This window comes from Paraburkholderia sp. WS6, assembly GCF_030464835.1.
Lineage (GTDB): Bacteria > Pseudomonadota > Gammaproteobacteria > Burkholderiales > Burkholderiaceae > Paraburkholderia > Paraburkholderia madseniana.
Window position 1 is genome coordinate 1 of sequence record NZ_JALQCK010000042.1, and the last position, 16,750, is coordinate 16,750.

General features: G+C 61.6%; 15 protein-coding genes. 10 read left to right on the forward strand and 5 right to left on the reverse strand.

Going from position 1 to position 16,750, the window contains the following annotated elements:
* Positions 1 to 279: 279 nt before the first annotated feature.
* Entirely contained in the window at positions 280 to 1,281 is a 1,002-nt protein-coding gene (locus M0D64_RS35130; protein WP_154565798.1) for a LysR family transcriptional regulator, read from the reverse strand.
* A gap of 202 nt (positions 1,282 to 1,483) precedes the next feature.
* On the opposite strand from M0D64_RS35130, the gene M0D64_RS35135 reads away from it, so the two are divergent.
* The 3 genes from M0D64_RS35135 to M0D64_RS35145 all read left to right on the forward strand — a co-directional run bounded on the left by M0D64_RS35135 (position 1,484) and on the right by M0D64_RS35145 (position 5,740).
* A complete protein-coding gene (locus M0D64_RS35135) occupies positions 1,484 to 3,649 on the forward strand; it encodes an FUSC family protein (RefSeq protein ID WP_266261212.1) in 2,166 nt (721 codons plus the stop codon).
* Between the two features lie 168 nt (positions 3,650 to 3,817).
* Positions 3,818 to 4,033, forward strand: a complete 216-nt coding sequence (locus tag M0D64_RS35140) for a hypothetical protein (RefSeq protein WP_154565797.1) — start codon at positions 3,818 to 3,820, stop codon at positions 4,031 to 4,033.
* Positions 4,034 to 4,225: 192 nt separating this feature from the next.
* Positions 4,226 to 5,740 (forward strand): acetyl-CoA hydrolase/transferase family protein, encoded by a 1,515-nt coding sequence (locus M0D64_RS35145; RefSeq protein WP_266261213.1) that lies wholly within the window; start codon positions 4,226 to 4,228, stop codon positions 5,738 to 5,740.
* A gap of 65 nt (positions 5,741 to 5,805) precedes the next feature.
* Here M0D64_RS35145 and M0D64_RS35150 read toward each other — a convergent pair whose 3' ends face one another.
* Positions 5,806 to 6,060 carry a GlsB/YeaQ/YmgE family stress response membrane protein gene (locus M0D64_RS35150; RefSeq protein ID WP_028197420.1) on the reverse strand — a complete coding sequence of 85 codons (255 nt, stop codon included), beginning with the start codon at positions 6,058 to 6,060 and terminating at the stop codon, positions 5,806 to 5,808.
* A 162-nt stretch (positions 6,061 to 6,222) separates the two neighbouring features.
* Complete coding sequence (locus tag M0D64_RS35155) at positions 6,223 to 6,930, reverse strand: MgtC/SapB family protein (protein ID WP_154565796.1); 708 nt, start codon at positions 6,928 to 6,930, stop codon at positions 6,223 to 6,225.
* 662 nt (positions 6,931 to 7,592) lie between these two features.
* On the opposite strand from M0D64_RS35155, the gene M0D64_RS35160 reads away from it, so the two are divergent.
* A complete protein-coding gene (locus M0D64_RS35160) occupies positions 7,593 to 8,117 on the forward strand; it encodes a hypothetical protein (RefSeq protein ID WP_266261172.1) in 525 nt (174 codons plus the stop codon).
* Positions 8,118 to 8,246: 129 nt separating this feature from the next.
* On the opposite strand, the gene M0D64_RS35165 is transcribed toward M0D64_RS35160, so the two are convergent.
* Positions 8,247 to 9,410, reverse strand: a complete 1,164-nt coding sequence (locus M0D64_RS35165; RefSeq protein ID WP_154565794.1) for a metallophosphoesterase — start codon at positions 9,408 to 9,410, stop codon at positions 8,247 to 8,249.
* Between the two features lie 367 nt (positions 9,411 to 9,777).
* On the opposite strand from M0D64_RS35165, the gene M0D64_RS35170 reads away from it, so the two are divergent.
* Positions 9,778 to 10,107: a hypothetical protein gene (locus M0D64_RS35170; RefSeq protein ID WP_154565793.1), complete on the forward strand. Its 330-nt coding sequence runs from the start codon at positions 9,778 to 9,780 to the stop codon at positions 10,105 to 10,107.
* A gap of 23 nt (positions 10,108 to 10,130) precedes the next feature.
* On the opposite strand, the gene M0D64_RS35175 is transcribed toward M0D64_RS35170, so the two are convergent.
* Positions 10,131 to 10,715: a malonic semialdehyde reductase gene (locus M0D64_RS35175; RefSeq protein ID WP_266261173.1), complete on the reverse strand. Its 585-nt coding sequence runs from the start codon at positions 10,713 to 10,715 to the stop codon at positions 10,131 to 10,133.
* Between the two features lie 143 nt (positions 10,716 to 10,858).
* On the opposite strand from M0D64_RS35175, the gene M0D64_RS35180 reads away from it, so the two are divergent.
* The 5 genes from M0D64_RS35180 (at position 10,859) to yjfF (ending at position 16,740) form a co-directional block, all read left to right on the forward strand.
* Positions 10,859 to 11,458, forward strand: coding sequence for an alpha-ketoglutarate-dependent dioxygenase AlkB (locus M0D64_RS35180; RefSeq protein ID WP_266261214.1), 600 nt, complete (start codon positions 10,859 to 10,861; stop codon positions 11,456 to 11,458).
* 350 nt (positions 11,459 to 11,808) lie between these two features.
* On the forward strand, positions 11,809 to 12,795 hold the full coding sequence (locus M0D64_RS35185) for an ABC transporter substrate-binding protein (protein WP_266261174.1): 987 nt from the start codon (positions 11,809 to 11,811) through the stop codon (positions 12,793 to 12,795).
* A 209-nt stretch (positions 12,796 to 13,004) separates the two neighbouring features.
* Positions 13,005 to 14,615, forward strand: coding sequence for a sugar ABC transporter ATP-binding protein (locus M0D64_RS35190; RefSeq protein WP_266261175.1), 1,611 nt, complete (start codon positions 13,005 to 13,007; stop codon positions 14,613 to 14,615).
* Complete coding sequence (locus M0D64_RS35195) at positions 14,612 to 15,643, forward strand: ABC transporter permease (protein ID WP_266261176.1); 1,032 nt, start codon at positions 14,612 to 14,614, stop codon at positions 15,641 to 15,643. Before M0D64_RS35190 ends, M0D64_RS35195 begins: the two co-directional genes overlap by 4 nt.
* Complete coding sequence (yjfF, locus tag M0D64_RS35200) at positions 15,640 to 16,740, forward strand: galactofuranose ABC transporter, permease protein YjfF (protein ID WP_266241029.1); 1,101 nt, start codon at positions 15,640 to 15,642, stop codon at positions 16,738 to 16,740. Before M0D64_RS35195 ends, yjfF begins: the two co-directional genes overlap by 4 nt.
* Positions 16,741 to 16,750 lie beyond the last annotated feature (10 nt).

The following is a 16,750-nucleotide window of genomic DNA, read 5'->3' on the forward strand; positions in this document are numbered from 1 at the left end:
CCCCAGCAGCATCAGAAACCCCACCCCACAAAGGTGGGGTTTCTGCGTTTACGGCTCTGAATTCAGCGCCAAGACTCTGGCGTCGTAGCGAGCACACGCGCGGACTCTTAACTCTCGTTCCCAACCCGCGGGACAACGCACCTCCATTCCGAGAGGTGCGTCACGAAAACACTGCCGCTATCTGGCAGGCCATAGATGCCGTCACAAATGTCCCGCCACTTCGTTACCTACGTTGCCACCTTCCACAGGCGCGGACAGCTCGTCAGCTAAAAAACTGCGTCAGTGCGCGGCGACATCTCCGCCCCCAATGCCAGCCGTTCTCACAGGCACAGTGCCATCAACTGCATCCATCTGGCCAACTTCCGCAAGTAACGCCTCGTCGCGTGCAATCACCTTCGGTAGATGCGTGCGTAAGAACTCAACCCACGTCCGCGTCTTCGCATCGACGAACTTGCGTGACGGATACAGCGCGTAAACGTTCATCTTCTGCAGCGTATATTCAGGCAGCACGCGGACTAACGTCCCGTCACGCAGCCCGGCAATCGCCGCATAGAGCGGCACCATACCAATGCCCATTCCCTCGCGAATCGCGACGATCAGCGATTCCGCAATATTCACTTGCACGGGTCCATTCACTTCCATCATCTCGCTGCCGTTCGGGCCGTCGAGCACCCATTCGTAGGCCGGAAATGCTGGCGTGTGCAAGATCAGACACTCGTGATGCGCCAGGTCGCTGGGCTGTTGCGGCGCGCCATGAGCACGCACGTAAGCAGGCGATGCGCACAGGATGCTGAACGTTGTACCAAGCGGGAGCGACACGAGGTCGGAATTCGGCAGAGTCGAGGCGCCGATAACAGCGACGTCAGCGCTGCCTTCGAACAGGTCGGGCATGCGCTGCGACAACGTCAACTCGACGGTCACTTCGGGATAAAGCGCGCGATACCGGGAGATGGCCGGCAGCACGTAATGCTGGCCGATACTGGCAAAGCTGTGCATCCGCAAAGCGCCGGCAGGGCGTTCGTGGGCGCAGCTTGCTTCTTCTTCCGCTGTGTCGACATCTGCAAGGATCTGCTGAGAGCGTTTCAAATAACGCTCGCCCGCCGTGGTGAGCGCGAGCCGCCGCGTCGACCGGTTCAGCAAGCGCGTACGCAGATGAGCCTCGAGTTCCGAGACAGCGCGCGACATCGCGCCAGTCGTCGAATTGAGTGACTGCGCGGCGGCGGTAAAACTACCGGCTTCAACCACGCGCACGAACACTCGCATATTTTGTAGCGTATCCATCGATCCTTCTATTTCACGGCAGAAGCCGTATTGTCCGCCTGTCCCGCAAGCCCATTGTTGTTCATTCTGGAAGGGAGGTTCCGCGCCCGTCCTATTAATACGCGCAGCGCATGCTCTTACAATCGGCGCCTTGCCTGCTGGTGTGCGCAGCGTTCACCGGGGCTTCTTTTAGCGACAAACCGAGACGCGTTGCTTTCTGATGATGAGACGCCAACATGCGATCAAGCCCACCGTGGATTCTCGCCGGCAGTGGCGCGTCATGTTGCCGGCGCTGAGTCCCGCCGTTCGCGACTGGGCGAACAGCGACGGTCTGATCTGGCTGCATCTGCTGAAAACGGTCACTGCGGGTTTGCTGGCGCTGGGCATCGCCATGTTGCTGGATCTCCAGCAGCCGCGAATCGCGATGACCACGGTGTTCGTGCTGATGCAGCCGTTCAGCGGCATGGTGCTCGCCAAGAGTTTCTACCGGATTCTTGGCACTGCGGTGGGGACGGTCGCTGCCCTGGTGCTCGGCGCGCTGTTCGCCCAGCAGCCCGAGTTGTACATGCTCGGCATGATCGGTTGGGTGAGCGTCTGTATCGCGGCAGCGGTCCGGTATCGGCATTTCAGATGGTACGGCTTTGTGCTGGCCGGCTATACCGCCGCTTTGATCGGCATCCCGAATGTCACGGCGCCTCACGACCTGTTTCTGGCGGCGCTTACGCGCGCAGCGGAAGTGGCGGTCGGTATCGTGTGTTCGAGCGCAGTCAGCGCGCTCATCGTGCCGCAGCGTTCCAGTCTTGCGCTGCGGCGCGCACTTCATCTTCGATATACAAATTTTACTGCGTTCGCTGCCGAGGTGCTGGGTCGCGGAATCGACCGTTGCCAATTTGAACGGCGCTTTGCGGACCTCGTCGACGAGATCGTCGGCTTTGAAGCGACGCGAACATTTGCTGCCTTCGAGGATCCGGCCATGCGTTCACGCAGCCAGCATCTCGGCCGTCTGAACGGCGAATTTATGGACGCATGTGCGCGGCTGCATGCGCTGCACCAGTTGCTCAAACGTCTGCGTGTCAGCGACCCGATCTGGAGGGTCGACGCCATCACGCCGTACTTCAGCGAGCTGTCAGTACTGCTGGAATCGACCCGGGCTGCGGATGCCGATGCAGCGCACGTAGCCGCTGGTTTGCGGCTCTTTCAGGCGAGCTTGCCAAGGCGCGTGCGCGAAACGAGACGGCCACTGGAAGCCGCGCCCGCTGAATCGCTCGCGGACTTCGATACCGCCTCGGAACTGCTATATCGATTTGTCGATGAATGGATCCGCTACTCCGAGACTTACGCGTCTTTGGCGTGGCGCAAACCGGGAGCTGGGCCGTACACCGCCGGCCGCTACGTGAGCAGGACGAACGGCTTTGTGGTCGCGTTTACCTTTGCCAGGTCGGCGGTGGTGATGGCGATCGCCGGCTGGTTCTGGATCGCCACCGACTGGCCCAGCGGCGGTCTGGCAGTGATCGGCGCGGCGCTGGTTTGTGCGTTGACGTCGACCGCGTCGAACGCATCGAAAATGGCCGTGCAGATGGCAGTCGGTGCGGTGCTGGCGACCATGACCGGCTACCTTTTTACGTGCTACGTATATCCGAACATCGACGGCTTTCCGCTGCTTTGCGCGATGCTCGCTCCGGTGCTCGCACTCGGCGCCTTCATCGCATCGCGCAAGCTCTCGGCAGGGTATGGCATCGGCTTTTCCGTATTCTTCTGCCTGCTCGCCGCGCCGGACAACGTCGTCACGTATGCGCCCGATCTGCTGATCAACAATGGGATAGCGATCACGGCGTCGTTATTGCTTGCAGCAATCGTGTTCTCGGTGGTGTTTCCCGCGGACATGCCGTGGCTCACCGAGAGAATCAAGGGTGATTTGCGCGCGCAAGTCGTGTCTGCGTGCAAGGACGAACTGCCCGGACTCAATCAACGCTTTCAGTCGAGCACTCACGATCTGGCCTCACAGTTGCGCATGCTACTGACGCGGCGCTCCCGACGCCGCCGTGATGCGTTGCGCTGGATGCTCGTCACCCTCGAAGTAGGGCACGCGGTGATCGATCTGCGCAACGAAGCAGCACGTGCGGGCTACGCGCAAACTCTTCATTCGCACTGGAACAGCGGCCTCAAGCGGACTTGCGACGACCTCGCGCGGCTCTTTGCGCGACCGGACGCACATGCTCTCGAGCGCGCGCTCGTATCTGTGCGCTCGGCCACGTGGATCGCGCAGGACCTGCTGGAAACCGTCCATGCCGACCGGGACCAGCGACACGACCTGCAGCGCATCCTGAGTTGCCTGCACTTCATCCGCACGGCGTTGCTCGACAAAGACGCGCCTTTCAATACGCATTGACCCGCGCGTTGGATCGGGCGTGTACCCCGATCCTTCTGCCAGATGGAAAGGTCCCTTCCGTCCAGCCCTGTTTATCCGCGTAGGTGGCGGTCATATAGTTTCTTCACCGCCGCGCAGTCCCCAAAGAGAACTTCCTGCGCGACGGAATCGTAAGAACTGGAGAACGAAATGAATGTGTTGAAGATTGCCCTGATTGCCTGCACTTTGTCCGCTGCTGTCGCTCATGCACAGACGGCGCCTGCCGCCTCGGAACAACAGGTCGCACAGGCGAATGCACCGCGCGCGAAGAGCGTCGATGAGCAACGCCGTGTCGCAGTACCGAAGGCCAAAGCTGAAGAGTGCGTAGGGCCTGTGAGTTTCTGTAATATTTTCTTCGGCAGCTAAGCAGCGCCACGCGCAACACCAGCAGTACCTGTAAGACCTGTCGCGGGAATGTTGCACGCGACGAAACGCCTGGCCGCGACGCCGTCCCGTCGAGACGCCGCGGCTGGTGCGACAAACTGGCTACTGAGCGAAGCACACCGCAGACGTGCGCACCGGTAGACTGGACGGGTGATTATGGAGAGACTCGATTTCATGTACCAGGACCGGATTCGTTGCTCCGCGCTGCGCGGAAAAATCACTTCAGCCGCCGAGGCGGCGCTTCTGATTCAGGACGGCATGCGCGTCGGCGCCAGCGGTTTTACGCGCGCGGGCGACGCCAAGGCTGTCCCGGTCGCACTCGCCGAGCGCGTCCGGCAGGAAGGCAAGCCGCTGCAAATTACGTTGATGACCGGCGCATCGCTAGGTCATGACGTGGATCGCATGCTCACCGAGGCGCATGTGTTGGCGCGTCGCTTGCCGTTTCAGGTCGACAAGACCCTGCGCGATGCGATCAACCGCGGCGAAGTGATGTTCGTCGATCAGCATCTGTCTGAAACTGTCGAGATGCTGCGCGCGAATCAGCTCGGCAAGCTCGATGTCGCCATTATCGAGGCCACCGCGATCACCGAAACTGGCGGCATCGTGCCGACCACTTCAGTCGGCAACTCGGCCAGCTTTGCGATCCTGGCCGACAAGGTCATCGTCGAAATCAATCTTGCCCAGCCGCTCGCACTCGAAGGGCTGCACGACATCTGGATTCCGGGCCGCAGGCCGAATCGCGAGCCGCTGCCGATCATGCATCCGCAAGACCGCGTTGGTACGCATGCCATCGAAATTCCGCCAGAAAAAATCGCGGCGATCGTGATCACCGACAAGGCGGACAGCCCGTCCACGGTGCTGCCCGCGGATGCGGAAACCGAGCTGATTGCACGCCATTTGATTGAGTTTTTCCAGCACGAAGTGTCATGCGGACGCATGCCCCCGCAATTGCCGCCGTTGCAGGCGGGCATCGGCACGATTGCCAACGCGGTGCTGGCCGGTTTTGTCGATTCGCCTTTCGGCGCCTTCGAAATTTACTCAGAAGTACTGCAGGATTCGACCTTCGATCTGATGGACGCCGGCAAGGTGACGTTCGCCTCGGGTGCGTCGATCACGTTGTCGGCAGCGCGTCAGGCGCAAGTGTTCGGCGAACTCGAGCGCTATCGCGATCGCCTGGTGCTGCGTCCGCAGGAGGTCAGCAACCATCCTGAAGTGATTCGCCGGCTCGGTCTGATCGCGTTGAATACCGCATTGGAATTCGACATATACGGCAATGTGAATTCCACGCACGTCGGCGGCACGCACATGATGAACGGCATTGGCGGCTCGGGCGATTTCGCGCGCAATGCGTCATGCGCGATCTTTGCGACGAAGTCGATGGCGAAGGGCGGCCGCATTTCGAGTGTCGTGCCGATGGTGCCGCACTGCGATCACAACGAGCACGATGTGGACGTAGTCGTGACGGAGCAGGGCCTCGCCGATCTGCGCGGATTGGCGCCGCGGGAACGCGCTACGCTGATCATCGAAAACTGCGTGCATCCGCTCTATCGCGATCTGCTTCGCGACTACTATCGGGATGCCTTGCAATGGGGTGGGCAAACGCCGCATCGGTTGGACCAGGCTTTCACCTGGCATACGCGGCTGCGTGACACCGGCTCGATGTTGCCGGCAGTAGCGGCGCGTCTCTAAACGCGAAGTAAAACCGGCGTCAGGTGGCATTCGCTCCCGACGCCGTAAGACATCAGGTGCTACGCTCAGGTGCCGCGCCGCACAAGCCGGATAAGGAACAGCAGAATGACGGCGCCGATCACAGCGGTAATGATCGACCCGATCCAGCCGCCGCCGAGCGAAATGTGCAACACACCGGCAAGCCAGCCGCCGATGAATGCGCCGACAATCCCGACGATGATGTCGACGATCAGACCGAAGCCGCCGCCCTTGACGAGCACGCCAGCCAGCCAGCCGGCGATTGCGCCGATGATGAGCCATGCAATGATGCCGTGTTCCATATTCGAGACTCCATGGTTGAGTGTGAAAAAATCACGGTGACAGAGCTTAGTCGAAGGTTATGGGACAGTCCATATTCAGGACGCGGAATTAACATTGTCTGAATCTATTGCAAGCTAAGTGTAGACGATGCGCACGAATATGGGGAGCTTACGCGAGGTGGCTCACTCAGGCGTCGGCTCCGCATCTTTAGCCGTCCAGCTCACGCTCGATACGCTCTTTTCCATGCTGATGCGGCTGGCCATCTGTTCGAGCTTCGGCTGATCTTTCGGATGCAGCTTCAATGTTGCCGTAACGCGAATGCGTCCCGTATCGTCTTCGACGTCTTCGCTCGTCAGGCTCTGGAACGACAGCGGTGTCGAATACATTGAGTTGGATACCGCGGTCCGAATGTGAATTTCATCGGCCTCCCGGCAAACGATCGTCAGCACATACTCGCGCACGAGGTCGGCGTCCGAAACGGGCGCGGCGTTAATGGCCCGGCTCACTTCACGCAGCACAGTATTGGTCAGCAGCACGACCGCGGTGCCGGCGAGGGCCGGGCCGTAATGCCCCGCACCGCACAATACGCCGACGGCCGCCGAGCACCACAAGGTCGCGGCGGTGTTGATCCCCTGAATGGAGCCCTTGTCGCGCATGATCACGCCGCCGCCGAGAAAGCCGACGCCGGAGACGACATACGCGGCAATCTGGGTGATACCGGCGGTGCCGTTGCCGGTCAGCACGCCGAGCGTGACGAACAGGCACGCGCCGCTGGCGACCAGCGTGATGGTCCGCAGGCCGGCGTTGCGCTGGCGCATCTGCCGTTCGAGGCCGATCGCGACCCCGCAGCTAAAGGCGGCAAAGAGCCGCAAGACGAATTCAATTGTCATCGGTAAGAAAGGTTGAAGCGCGTGTTCGCACAGTGTGAACCTTACGCATGACAGCATCACGTATCCGCAGGTGGAGCGCGAGCGTGGTCAGGCGTGACAAGGCATGCGAGCGGGGGCTCGCGACGCAAAAGGCGTGGAGCATGCGCAGGCCATCGGGCCATGCGGCGCTTCACTTGCAGCAAGAGGGTAAAAGCGACGTGCACCGTCGGGCCCGAGGGCAAGACGGCGACAGGCAAAGGCTGACGCGGAAATCTTGCCGATCAGGCGATCGGGCGAATCGAAGCTCGACTGGTACTACTGCTACTGTCCAAGATCGTGATTCCGGTTAAATGAACTGGGCGAATTCTAGGCAGCTCTGCAAAGTTAAGTCAAGCCGGGATGAGGCAGGGTGGCGGAATGTGTTGTGGGTCGCTTGCAGAATTTTCCCCGGCAAGATCGGAATTTTCCTCGCATAAATACGGACTCCGAATATTGACGAGGTCCATCCCGGAAAACACACTGTTCGCACACTTCGAAACACGTCGTGTGGTTCGGGTGCTCAATCCACGTTTCATTTCCCAGGGTTTCGCCCAGAAATTTTTCGGTTGTCCTTGCGCTGTACCTTGCACATCCGATCCGCACCATGTCGTCTCTTTTCCGCTGTTCACCCAATTGAGGAATATATGAAAGAAAAAGCTCTCGGCGTTATTGCCGGCGCATTGATTGCTGCGGCTCCGCTCGTGTCGTTCGCCGCCGGTTTGCCCGCGCCGTTTGAAGGCAGCAGCACGCTGCAGGCGGATGGTGTCGTGAAGTCGATCGACCAGGCAAAACATTCCGTGACTGTGCTCGACGCACAGGGCGGCGAAGCTTCATTCAACATCACCGATACGAGCAACCTGGCGCAGATCAAGCAGGGTGGCAAGGTCCATATCCGCATGATGCGCAACGCCATGGTCAGCGTGACGCGCGGTGCCGACGGCCACGGCGCGGCTGTTCAACCGGTACAGCAGAACACTGTACAGAACGTGAGCGCCGAAGTTCAGGCGATCGATCATGCCTCCGGCATCATGGCCCTGAAGGGCCCGAATGGCGCGGTGTTTCATATTCAGGGCCGCGAGCCGGCAAAGGTCGCCGGCGTGACGCCGGGTATGCAAGTGTCGGTGGCATACGCACCGCAGGTCAGCGTGGCCGTCGCGCCAGCTCAGTAACGCAAATTGGCTGACGTGGCGCGTCAGCGCCAAAGCGCGGATGTCCTTTGCGGACATCCGCGTTTCTTTTTTGCAGTGCAATCCAGTATGACTTCGATGCGGCGATATGCGGCACTCTAGCCCTGGGCCTTAGTCGGGCTCGCCGGGCACGAGGCGCAATCGCGTGATCTCCGAGGGAGCTCCCAGGCGCTTCGGCGGTCCCCAATAGCCGGTGCCGCGACTCGTGTAGACCCACAGGCCGTTCAGCCGTGCGAGACCAGCCGTGAACGGCTGCTGGAGACGCACAAAGAAATTCCATGGGAAGAACTGCCCGCCGTGTGTGTGGCCGGATAGCTGCAGTGTGAAACCTGCTGCCGCGGCTGCTTCGGCAGAGCGCGGCTGGTGTGCCAGCAGTACTTTGATCAGCACGTCGCCAGGCGCTCCTGCGAGGGCCGCAACCGGGTCGCTGCGATGCAACGGATCATGATGGCCCGCTGAGTAATCGGTCACCCCGGCAATCACGGCGCGCGCGCCGTCGTGTTCCACGATCACATGCTCGTTAAGCAGAACGTTTAACCCCAGGCGCCGGAATTCATCGATCCAGGCGTTCGCACCGGCGTAATACTCGTGGTTGCCGGTCACGAGGAACGCCCCGTGACGCGCGCTGAGCCGTGATAGGGGCTGCGTGTGTCTGGTCAATTGCGGCACGCTGCCGTCCACCACATCGCCCGTGACGGCAATCAGATCCGGCTTCAGACGATTCACCGCGTCGACGATCGCATCCACGTAACGGCCTTTGATGGTCGGGCCGACGTGGATATCGCTGATCTGGACGATCGTGAAGCCGTCGAGCGCCGGCGGCAAATCGTCGATCGGCACCTCGATCGTCACGACCTTGGCGCGGCGCCGTGCGTTGAACAGGCCAACGAGCGTCGAAAGCAGCGCAAGCAGCGGTACCGCGGCCGCCGAGCCGATGCGCCAATGCGCGATTGCTATCGTGTTCGGCCAGATTGCATCGACGGTGAGCAGCGAGGCGAGCGCCAAGTCACGCGCGAACGTCAGAACCAGCAGCGACGAGAAGAAACCCATCGCCAGCAGCCCGACCCACGCGAGGCGGTCGCTGAGCGGCTGCTGTTTGATGGTGCGCGCCAGCATGCCGAGCGGTATCAGAAAGATCGACAGCACCAGCCACAACGCGCACAGCCACCGGCCGGTGATGCTGACGGGCATGTCGGGAATCAGACGAAAACCGACGTAGATATGCAGCAGGATGCCAATCAGGATGAAGCGAACAAGAAACGATGAGCGGCGCATAGAGAGGATAGAGGCGGGAAGGGGCCGGCACGAGCGGAGCAACGGCGGCGGCTCGCCAACTGCAATCATGAAATAACGGGCGAGCCGGATCATTCTACCGAGATGTGCAAACCCTTGCCGAGGGCGCCAGATCTGCTTCCAGGACTGGCCGGACACGTCTGTTTTTGACGAGGCAAGTGGATACCGCAACGCAGCAATTCTCGTTGCCGCATGCCGCCGTCTGAACTGCAGCGACGCTCTAATTAAATGGGCTTTGAATTGTGTTTCGCGTGCACTATTCTCAAATAGAACCGGCTCGTCTCAGGGCCATCGCGGCCCAGCGGCGGTTCGTTTTGTCCTCGGTTGAGGGCGAGGCAGGAGGCGCATCATGAAACTGCTTGGGTCGGGCAATCACGTACGCCACGTACTTCATGGGCATCACGTCGGACGAGAGGGCAGCCACGTCATGCTGCCGCTGGTGGGCATATCGCTGATGGCGCTCGCCTTGTACTTCGGCGTGCGCGACATCGACTTCTCCGAGCTGGGCAAAAACGCGTTATTCGACGTGGTGATGGTATGCGTTGCACTCGGCATCGCAGGGCTGTTCGGCGTCGTCGGCGCGTGGTTGCGTTCCAATGGCGACGACGCTGACGAAGGCTTTTGCTTTATCGGTGCGGTGATCGGCACAGTGGTGTTCTACGTGGCGCTCTTCAGATAAACGCACCGGCGGTCAAAGGCCTGTCAGACGATCTGGGCGGCTTCGTCGAAGGAGAAGCGCGGGCTGCGCGGGAAAAGCTTCGACGGGTCGCCGTAGCCGAGATTGATCAGGAAGTTCGACTTCACGGTCGTGCCGGCGAAGAAGGCCTCGTCGACCTTGGCGGCGTCGAAGCCCGACATCGCACCCGTGTCCAGGCCGAGTGCGCGAGCAGCGAGAATCAGATAGCCGCCTTGCAGCGTCGAATTGCGAAAGGCCGTATCCGCGATCGCCCTGTCGTTGCCGGCGAACCAGCTACGCGCGTCGGCATGCGGAAACAGTTTCGGCAGATGCTCGTAAAACGCTATATCCATCCCGACGATCACCGTGACCGGTGCCGCCATCGTCTTCTCGAGATTGCCCGGCGACAAGGCCGGACGCAGCTTTTCTTTGCCTTCGGGCGTTTTCACGTAGACGAAGCGGCCGGGGCTTGAATTGGCCGAGGTCGGGCCGAGCAGCACGAGTTCGGTGAGCTGCTTGAGCACGGCGTTGTCGACCGGTTTGGCCTGCCAGCCGTTATGGGTGCGCGCTTTGCGAAAGAGCTGGTCGAGAGCCTGATCGGAAAGAATCATGATGGAAACCCGTTGAAGTTGCAGAGTGAAAAAAACGGATGACTGCGCAAGCCACAGGCGTGAGCGTCGTCGTCGTTGCCGCCATAATAGCTAGGTTCTCACTCGCGCACGTGTCGCGCACGCAATCGCATTCGGGCAATCTTATGGCGGACCTTTTCGACGACCTTCCGGCGCCCGACGTGGACTGGTATCCCGAGTGGCTCGCGCCCGAGGCCGCGGCGCGCGCTTTGGCGCAACTCATCGGCGAAGTGGAATGGCGTCAAGACATGATGGGCACGCCCGCCGGCCGTGTGCCGCTGCCGCGGCTGACCGCCTGGCAGGGCGAACCGGACGCGGTCTACGTCTACTCCGGCATTCGCAACGTACCGCAACCGTGGACCGCGACCGTCGCGGAACTGCGAGCCGCCGCGGAGGCAAGCTGCCACGCGCGCTTTAACAGCGTGCTGATCAACCGCTACCGCAGCGGCACCGACAGCATGGGATGGCATGCGGACCGCGAGCCTGAACTCGGCACCCAGCCGGTGATTGCGTCGATCAGCCTGGGCGTCGCGCGCACTTTCGACTTGCGGCACAACAAGACTGGCGTCGTGGAGTCGTTTTCGCTGAAAGGCGGCAGCTTGCTGGTGATGAAGGGCAACACGCAGGCCGACTGGCGGCATCGCGTGCCGAAGGAGCCGCGTGTGGCCGGCGAGCGGATCAATCTGACGTTTCGCTGGGTGACGCCGCGCGGGGCAACTCGCTAGCTTGCGGGCTGACCGTTAGCCGCGCCGCTCCTGGTCCGAAGGCCCAAAAGCCCGGCACCCACTCGCTACCTGGCCCGAAGCCACATCGAGCACTTAAGCGCATAAAAAAGCATCTCCAACGCCACGCTCAATCGCCGCCGATGCTTGAGCGAACTCCGCCGCATTGCCCACGTCCACGGCTACTGCCGATACCGCCCGCTATACCAGAATTGGTATCGCCGACGCGAATCATATGATTGGACGGTTAACGCCCCAGACACTACGCTACATCACGATCCACGCACCGTGAGGGCCGCAAACGCCGGGCGGGTTCGATGGATCGCCGACACAACAACGATCAGGAGACAGTCATGGCGAATACACGACGCGCCGCATGTCGTGCGTTGGGCGCGCTCGCGCTTTGCTCGAGCATCGGCGCACTGGTGCTGACAGCGCCGGGCGCATACGCGCAGGACAAACAGATCACCCTCGGCTTCGCACAGGTCGGCGCGGAAAGCGCATGGCGAACCGCCAACACCGAGTCGGTGAAGTCCGCGGCGGCGGACGCCAAGATCAAGCTCAAATTCTCCGACGCCCAGCAAAAGCAGGAAAACCAGATCAAGGCGATCCGCTCCTACATAGCGCAGAAAGTCGATGTGATCGCGTTCTCTCCGGTCGTCGAATCCGGCTGGGAGCCGGTGCTGCGCGAAGCTAAAGCCGCAAAAATTCCGGTGATCCTGACTGACCGCAACATCGACGTGAAAGACACGTCGCTGTACGTAACGATGATTGGCTCGGACTTCATGGAAGAGGGCCGGCGCGGTGGTCATTGGCTGGCCGATCACTATAAGAATGATCCGGGCCCGATCAACATCGCGGAACTGCAGGGAACGGTCGGCTCGGCGCCGGCCAACGACCGGCATTCAGGCCTGATCGAAGTGATCAAGAGCGATCCCAAATTCAAGATCATTGCGTCGCAAAGCGGCGACTTCACACTTGCCGGTGGCAAGCAGGTGATGGAAGCATTTATAAAAACTTATGGAAATAAAATAAATGTAGTTTATGCGCATAACGACGATATGGCGCTCGGCGCCATCCAGGCGATGGAAGAGGCCGGCATGCATCCGGGCAAGGACATCACCGTCGTCTCGTTCGATGCGACCAAGGGTGGCTTCCAGGCGATGGCCGCGGGCAAGATGAACGTCGATGTGGAATGCAGTCCGCTGCTGGGGCCGCAACTGATGTCGGCGGTCAAGGACGTGGTGGCCGGCAAGCCGCTGCCCAAGCTCATCCTGACGGAAGAGACCGTCTTCCCGATGAGCGTCGCGGCGCAGACTTTGCCGACGCGCAAGTACTGAGGCGGAGTGTGATGGCTGACTGATTAGCTATCCATACGATAGACGCAGAACGCAAGCGAAGTACGGACGGATCACAGGGGTTTCTCCAGTGGTGCCTGACCGCCTGGCTGCTTCGGCAGCGGGCGGTCTCTTTTCCGCAGAATCAGATTGCGCACAACGGGGCCAGCCTGAGCCCACCCGACCAACGCACCGCCGATCGAGCGAGGTCTATGACGCATCCCGCATCGGAACCCAATCCGCCGGCCATGAAGGCCGTCACAGGCGACGCTCGCGACGGCGCCGCCTCGAATGCACTCGAACCCATTCTGGCCACTACCGGCGTCAGCAAGACGTTTCCGGGCGTGAAAGCGCTGCAGCGGGTCGACTTTCGTCTGTTCCCCGGCGAGATTCACACCCTGATGGGACAGAACGGCGCCGGCAAATCCACCCTGATCAACGTGCTGACCGGCGTAGTCGCGCCTGACGCCGGTACGATCCGTCTCGGTAGCGAGACCGTCGCGTTTGCGTCGCCGCAGGAGGCGGAAGCGGCCGGCGTGCGCACGCTGTATCAGGAAGTGAACCTGTGCCCGAACCTGTCGGTGGCGGAGAACATCTTTGCGGGCCGGCAGCCAAAGCGTTTCGGCGCGATCGACTGGCCCGACATCAAGAGGCGCGCACAGGCAGCGCTTGCCCGCCTCGACGTGACGCTCGACGTCACCAGATCGCTCGACGCCTATCCGATCGCCGTGCAGCAGATGGTGGCGATCGCAAGGGCACTGTCAGTCGACGCACGCGTGCTGATCCTTGACGAGCCGACCTCCAGTCTCGACGACGGCGAAGTCGCGCAGCTTTTCAAAATACTTCGGCATCTTAAGCAGTCGGGAATCGCCATTCTGTTTGTCACGCATTTTATCGAGCAAACCTATGCCATTTCCGATCGCATCACGGTGATGCGCAACGGCGAGCGTGAAGGGGAATATCTCGCGCGGGATCTGCCGGCCGATCGACTGGTCGCGAAGATGGTCGGTCATGAGCGCATGAGCGCGCGCTTGCGCGAAGCGGCACATGACGGCCACGCTGTTCATGAAGGGCCAGAGAGCAAGGACGCTGTTCAGCCGTTCGTCGAACTGCGCGGCGTCGGAAGGCGCGGCACGCTGCAGCCGATCGACCTTGACGTGCAGCCGGGCCAGATCCTGGGCCTGGCCGGCCTGCTGGGCTCGGGCCGCACGGAGACCGCCCGGCTGTTGTTCGGGGCCGATCGCGCCGACAGCGGCACTATCCTGATCGAAGGCCGGCCTGTGCGGCTGCGTTCGCCCCGGGACGCGGTGCGCCACGGCATCGGCTATTGCGCGGAGGACCGCAAGAAAGAGGGCATCGTCGCCGAACTGTCGATCCGCGAGAACATTCTGCTGGCGCTGCAGGCGCGGCGCGGCTGGTTGCGCAAGATCAAACGGCATCGCGCGCAAGAAATCGCGGACATGTGGATCGAGCGCCTCGGCATCAAGGCAGCGGACGCCGAACAGCCGATCGGGCTGCTCTCCGGCGGCAACCAGCAGAAAGCGCTGCTCGCGCGCTGGCTCGCTACGAATCCCAAACTCCTGATTCTCGACGAGCCTACCCGCGGCATCGACGTCGCCGCCAAGTTCGACATCATGGACCGCTTGCTGGCGCTGTGCGCGAACGGTCTGAGCATCCTGTTCATTTCGTCGGAGATCAGCGAGGTGCTGCGTGTGAGTCATCGCGTGGCGGTGCTGCGCGACCGCCGCAAGATTGCTGAAGTGGCCGGCAAGGCTTCGAACGAAGACAACATTTATCGACTCATCGCGGGGAGCGGCGAATGAAGCTATCGAACTGGTTCGTGCGCGATGGCGCGGAGCGCCCGTTGATCTGGCCGTGCGTCACGCTGGTGCTCTTGTGCGCCCTGAACCTATTGGTGAATCCGAATTTTCTTTCTTTGAGCATGCTCGACGGCCACCTGTTCGGCGCGCCGATCGACGTGTTGAATCGCGCTGCGCCGTTGGTGCTGGTTGCGACCGGCATGACGCTGGTGATCGCCACACGTGGCATCGATATTTCGGTTGGCGCGGTGGTCGCGATCGCTGGCGCCGCAGCGGCCACGATACTCGCGACGCAAGCCGCGCCGAGCGCCGGATTGATCGCGCAGGCCCTGGTCGCGGCGCTGATCGTCGGTGTGTTGAGCGGCATGTGGAACGGGTTGCTGGTGTCGTTCGTCGGCATGCAGCCGATCATCGCAACGTTGATCCTGATGGTCGCCGGCCGTGGCATTGCGCAATTGTTGACTGCGGGGCAGATCATCCCGATCGGCGCACCGGGTTACCTGTTCGTCGGCGGTGGGTATTGGCTTGGCGTGCCGTGTTCGGTGTGGATCGCAAGCGTTGCCGTGCTGGCCACCGTGGGGCTCGTTGAAGGCACCGCGCTCGGGCTCTTCATTCGCGCGATCGGCGTCAATCCAGTGGCGACGCGTCTCGTCGGCCTGCGCTCGAAAGCGCTGGTATTCGCGGTGTACGGCTTCTCGGGGTTGACCGCCGCGATGGCGGGCATCCTCATCAGCTCGAACGTGCGCAGCGCCGATGGCAATAACGCGGGCCTGCTGCTCGAACTCGATGCGATTCTGGCGGTGACGCTCGGCGGTACATCGCTGCTCGGCGGCCGCTTCAGTCTCGCCGGTACCGTACTGGGTGCGTTGATCATCCAGACGCTCACCTTCACGACTTATTCGATCGGCGTGCCGCCGGAAGCGACGCTCGTCGTCAAGGCGGCCGTGGTGCTGGCGGTGAGTGTGATCCAGTCGCCCTCGGCGCGCTCGCTCGCCATGTCGCTCTTTACGCATCGCGGGGTGGCGCGATGAGACGACTCCTCGAGGCCTGGGCTCATATCGTCGATCCGCGCACGTTACCAATCGCCGTCACTGTCCTGTTGTTTTGCGCCCTGTTCGGTTTCGGCTCGGTGATGTACACCGGCTTTTTCTCGTGGCAAGTGCTGCTCGATCTGCTGGTCGATAACGCCTTCCTGCTGATTGTCGCGATCGGTATGACGTTTGTGATCGTGTCCGGGGGGATCGATCTGTCGGTGGGCTCGGTGGTGGCGCTGACCACCATCGTCGAAGCGGTGTTGTCCGAACACATGCATTGGCCGGTCTGGTTGATCGTGCCGATCGTGTTGCTGATGGGCACGGTGTTCGGCGCGGTACAGGGGGCGCTGATTCACTTTTTCCGCTTGCAGGCGTTCATTGTCACGCTGGCCGGCATGTTCTTCGCGCGTGGCCTGTGCTTTCTGATCACGACGCAGTCGATCACCATCAACGATCCGACGTTCCAGAAAATTTCCGCGTTTCGGCTCAATATCGGTGTCGGTTCGGTGACGGCCAATGTGTTGATCGCCCTCGTCACACTTGCCGCGGCGATCTATGTCGCGCATTTCACGCGTTTTGGCCGCAATGTGTATGCGATTGGTGGCAATCCGCGCTCGGCGTTGCTGATGGGCTTGCCGGTCGCGCACACGCGGATCGGCGTGTATGCGCTGAGCGGCTTCTGTTCAGCACTCGGCGGTGCGGTGTTCACGTTCTATGTGCTGTCGGGTTATGGGCTGCAAGGGCAGGGTATGGAGCTCGACGCGATCGCGGCGACGGTGATTGGCGGAACGTTGCTGACGGGCGGTGTCGGCTATGTGATCGGTTCGCTGTTCGGCGTCGGCATTCTAGGCACGATCCAGGCGCTGATTACCTTCGACGGCACGCTCAGTTCGTGGTGGACCCGCATTGTGATCGGCGCGTTGCTGTGCGCGTTCTGCCTGCTGCAACGGCTGATCGAGCGGCATGCGAAATCGGTGGGGCGGCCGGGTGGCACCGGTGCTGTTGTGACGCCAGGCCGTGAGCATGGTCGCGGCGATGCACCTGCGGCGTCCGATTCCCATGTGATCGGACGCGCGCCGGAGCAGGCGTTATAGCGCGAGTGCG

Bases quoted from the DNA above. Each gene is read 5' to 3' on its own strand.
- M0D64_RS35130 (WP_154565798.1), bottom strand. From the start codon at position 1,281: ATGGATACGCTACAAAATATGCGAGTGTTCGTGCGCGTGGTTGAAGCC.
- M0D64_RS35135 (WP_266261212.1), top strand. From the start codon at position 1,484: ATGAGACGCCAACATGCGATCAAGCCCACCGTGGATTCTCGCCGGCAG.
- M0D64_RS35140 (WP_154565797.1), top strand. From the start codon at position 3,818: ATGAATGTGTTGAAGATTGCCCTGATTGCCTGCACTTTGTCCGCTGCT.
- M0D64_RS35145 (WP_266261213.1), top strand. From the start codon at position 4,226: ATGTACCAGGACCGGATTCGTTGCTCCGCGCTGCGCGGAAAAATCACT.
- M0D64_RS35150 (WP_028197420.1), bottom strand. From the start codon at position 6,060: ATGGAACACGGCATCATTGCATGGCTCATCATCGGCGCAATCGCCGGC.
- M0D64_RS35155 (WP_154565796.1), bottom strand. From the start codon at position 6,930: ATGACAATTGAATTCGTCTTGCGGCTCTTTGCCGCCTTTAGCTGCGGG.
- M0D64_RS35160 (WP_266261172.1), top strand. From the start codon at position 7,593: ATGAAAGAAAAAGCTCTCGGCGTTATTGCCGGCGCATTGATTGCTGCG.
- M0D64_RS35165 (WP_154565794.1), bottom strand. From the start codon at position 9,410: ATGCGCCGCTCATCGTTTCTTGTTCGCTTCATCCTGATTGGCATCCTG.
- M0D64_RS35170 (WP_154565793.1), top strand. From the start codon at position 9,778: ATGAAACTGCTTGGGTCGGGCAATCACGTACGCCACGTACTTCATGGG.
- M0D64_RS35175 (WP_266261173.1), bottom strand. From the start codon at position 10,715: ATGATTCTTTCCGATCAGGCTCTCGACCAGCTCTTTCGCAAAGCGCGC.
- M0D64_RS35180 (WP_266261214.1), top strand. From the start codon at position 10,859: ATGGCGGACCTTTTCGACGACCTTCCGGCGCCCGACGTGGACTGGTAT.
- M0D64_RS35185 (WP_266261174.1), top strand. From the start codon at position 11,809: ATGGCGAATACACGACGCGCCGCATGTCGTGCGTTGGGCGCGCTCGCG.
- M0D64_RS35190 (WP_266261175.1), top strand. From the start codon at position 13,005: ATGACGCATCCCGCATCGGAACCCAATCCGCCGGCCATGAAGGCCGTC.
- M0D64_RS35195 (WP_266261176.1), top strand. From the start codon at position 14,612: ATGAAGCTATCGAACTGGTTCGTGCGCGATGGCGCGGAGCGCCCGTTG.
- yjfF (WP_266241029.1), top strand. From the start codon at position 15,640: ATGAGACGACTCCTCGAGGCCTGGGCTCATATCGTCGATCCGCGCACG.